This window comes from Halorubrum sp. AJ67 (genome assembly GCF_000513435.1).
This window is the reverse complement of sequence record NZ_CBVY010000003.1, coordinates 57,647-60,451: the sequence shown is the minus strand read 5'-3', so window position 1 is coordinate 60,451 and position 2,805 is coordinate 57,647. Positions and strand designations below refer to the sequence as shown.

Annotated in this window: 3 protein-coding genes and 1 pseudogene (1 of these 4 running past the window's edge); 2 read left to right on the top strand and 2 right to left on the bottom strand. The window is 67.8% G+C overall.

Translation table 11 applies throughout. The features are described 5' to 3' along the window. Positions 1 to 140, bottom strand: a pseudogene (locus BN903_RS15525) (5-formyltetrahydrofolate cyclo-ligase); it reaches 561 nt to the left of the window's first position. A gap of 114 nt (positions 141 to 254) precedes the next feature. Between BN903_RS15525 and BN903_RS04085 the strand changes: the two are divergent. Together BN903_RS04085 and engB are read left to right on the top strand one after the other, a co-directional pair. Further along, a complete protein-coding gene (locus BN903_RS04085; RefSeq protein ID WP_048076523.1) occupies positions 255 to 956 on the top strand; it encodes a DUF4013 domain-containing protein in 702 nt (233 codons plus the stop codon). A 54-nt stretch (positions 957 to 1,010) separates the two neighbouring features. After that, positions 1,011 to 1,631 carry a GTP-binding protein EngB gene (engB, locus tag BN903_RS04080; protein WP_048076522.1) on the top strand — a complete coding sequence of 207 codons (621 nt, stop codon included), beginning with the start codon at positions 1,011 to 1,013 and terminating at the stop codon, positions 1,629 to 1,631. Between the two features lie 388 nt (positions 1,632 to 2,019). Here engB and BN903_RS04075 read toward each other — a convergent pair. Next, the coding region (locus BN903_RS04075) for a hypothetical protein (protein WP_079890573.1) at positions 2,020 to 2,805 on the bottom strand (786 nt) is incomplete at its 5' end.

Sequence of the window (2,805 nt, the reverse complement as noted above, 5' to 3'; positions counted from 1 at the left end):
GGCGTGTCGGCGAGTTGCTCCGCGGCCGCGTCAGCCCCGGCGAAGTTGGGGATTCGGTCGTGCGGCGGGAAGGGGAACCGCGCCTGATCGCCCTCGTCGAAGGCGTCCCACACGGCGTCGCGGACGGCCTGTTTGTCCATGGACGGATATGGGTGTCGAGCGACAAGTAGCCAGCGCACGGGAGCGCGCCTGCGGGCGATTTTTTCGTCGACGTGCCGCCACGTTTATGTACCAGATCGGTGTTTCGTTCGGGTGTGCTCGAAGACGGACTCGGCTATCCCGTGCGGGGCGACTGGGTCGGGCGGATCATCATCGGCGGCGTATTGGGGTTGCTCTCCGTACTCGTCATCCCGACGTTCGCCGTGTTCGGCTACCTCGTTCGGGTGTTGGAGCGGACGGTGGCCGGCGAGGAGGTCCCGCCCGAGTTCGACGACTGGGGCGACCTCTTGGCGAAGGGCGTCGTCGCGACGCTCATCGCGCTGGCGTACTCCGTGATTCCCGTCGTCGCGTACGGGATCTTCATCACGGTCGTCGCGGGGATCGGGAGCGGGATCGGCGGTGATATCGGCGCGCTCGTCGGTCTCACCGGCGCGCTACTCGCGCTCGCGTTCATCCCGGTGCTGTTCCTGATCTACTACGCCGTCCCCGCCGCGCTGACGGCGTACGCCGCGCGCGGCGAGGTGAGCGCCGCGTTCGACGTCGGCCTGCTGAAGCCCACGCTGTTCAGCGTCGACTACCTCCTCGCCGTGCTGATGCCCATCGTGGTCGCGATCGGGGTGTTCGTCGCGTCGGTCGTCCTCCTCGTGACAGTCGTCGGTGCAGTGTTCGTCCCGTTCCTCCAGTTCTACGGACAGGTCGCGGTGTTCCGGATGTTCGGGACCGCGTTCGCGGACCAGAGCGACCGGCTTCAGGCGAAGCCGACCGGCGGCGACGGCGCGGCCGCGACATCGATCTGAACCGGACGCTCCGACGACGCGTCCTTTAACCGGTTCAGGCGCGCACGGTCGGACATGTTCGAAGACCGGCCGGACCGCGACGCCGAGGTCGTCCTCGTGGGACGATCGAACGTCGGCAAGTCCACGCTGATGCGCGAACTGACCGGACACGACTTCTCGACCGGCGGCAAGCCGGGCGTCACCCGACAGCCGAACCACTTCGACTGGGCCAGCGAGAGCTTCATGTTCACCGACCTCCCCGGGTTCGGCTTCATGTCCGGCGTCGAGGACGAACACCGCGAGCAGATCAAGACGGACATCGTCCGCTACCTGGAGGACAACGCCGACTCGATCCTCGCGGGCGTCGTCGTGCTGGACGGGAAGGCCGCGGTGGACATCATCGACCGCCACCGCGAGCGCGGGAACATCCCCCACGACGTGGAGATGTTCGGCTTCTTGGAGGACGTTGGGGTCGAACCCATCGTCGCCGTCAACAAGACCGACAAGATCGACGACCTCGACGAGCGGCTGGACGCGATCTGCGATCGCCTCGGGCTGTACCCGCCGTGGCAGCAGTGGTCCGACCGGGTGGCACCGATCTGCGCGAAGCGCGGCGACATCGAGGCGTTAGAGGAGTGTCTCCGAACGCGCTTCCACGAGCATAATCGCGACGACCTGCTGAAGTTCGTCTCATAAGGGGTTGAGTCGGATCGGAGCGACACGACCGCTGAAGTCCTAGTCGCCCGGTTCGACGCGGTTGCTGTCGACGACACGACCACCGAAGCCCCAGCCGGAAGGCGGGCGCACGCTCGCTGCGGTCCTCACTCAGTCGCTGTCGCTCCTTCGTTGCGGTCCTTGCGTCGCCTGCGCCCGCCTTCCGACTGCCCCTTCGAGTCCCGCCCCGCACAGCACCGCACGGCCTCACGCCTCCCCAGCCTCGTCGGTGGTCCTCCGCTTCGCTTCGGACCACCGACTCCCTCGCGCGGTGCTGCTTCGCGGTCGCCACAGACGACCGCTCGCAGGCACGCGCCACCGCAGAACGGTTTATAATCGGTCGAGCAGCAGTCCGCCCAGTTCGCCGGTCTCAGAACTCGAAGCCGACCGCGTCGCGACTCGGACGGAGCGGACTCTTGGGGTACGGCGGTTCGGCGTCCGGGTCGTTGAACGCCCCGGGCGCGACGTCGTTCGGGCCATCGGGGTAACAGAGCGCGGCTATCGTCTGGATCGCGGTGCGCCCGCTCGCCAGTTCGAACTGCCCGCCGCCGTACAGCTCGATCCCCTCGCGCTCGCAGTAGGCTATCGTCTCGAACAGCGATTCGAGGGTGCCGAACCGAGAGGGTTTGATGTTACACCACCCCGGCTCGACGGGGAGCGATTCGAGGCTCTCGACGCCGTCGATCGGGTAGTCGAAGGAGAGCCGGTCGGCCTGCGGCTCGACCAAGGCGCTCGTCGCCGGCGTGAACGCGGGGTCCTCCACGACTGCAGCCGGGAACGCCGCAAACACGTCGCGGTACAGCTCCGGGTCCGGCTCGACGTCGACGTCGGTCCCCTCGTACCACCCCTTCAGGTCGAGGATGCGCACCGCGTCGGTCTCGCGCAGCGTCTCGAAGGCTTCCTCGGGCCAGTCGGGGGTCGGGTCGAGCTTGAACTCCAGATCCGAGTTGCGCGAGAGCAGCTCCTCGACGCGGTCGGTCGACGGCGGATCGCCGAGCCGCGTCGAGACGACGAACCGGACCGGCTCCGGGTCGATCCCGAGGAACTCCCCCAGCGACTCCTCGCGCTGGCGGAGCGCCAGGTCGAGCGCCGCGCTCTCGACCGCCCACCGGCGGTAGTTCCGCGAGGTCTCGTTCTCGGGGGGAGTTCCGTGGAA

Bases quoted from the DNA above. Each gene is read 5' to 3' on its own strand.
- engB (WP_048076522.1), top strand. From the start codon at position 1,011: ATGTTCGAAGACCGGCCGGACCGCGACGCCGAGGTCGTCCTCGTGGGA.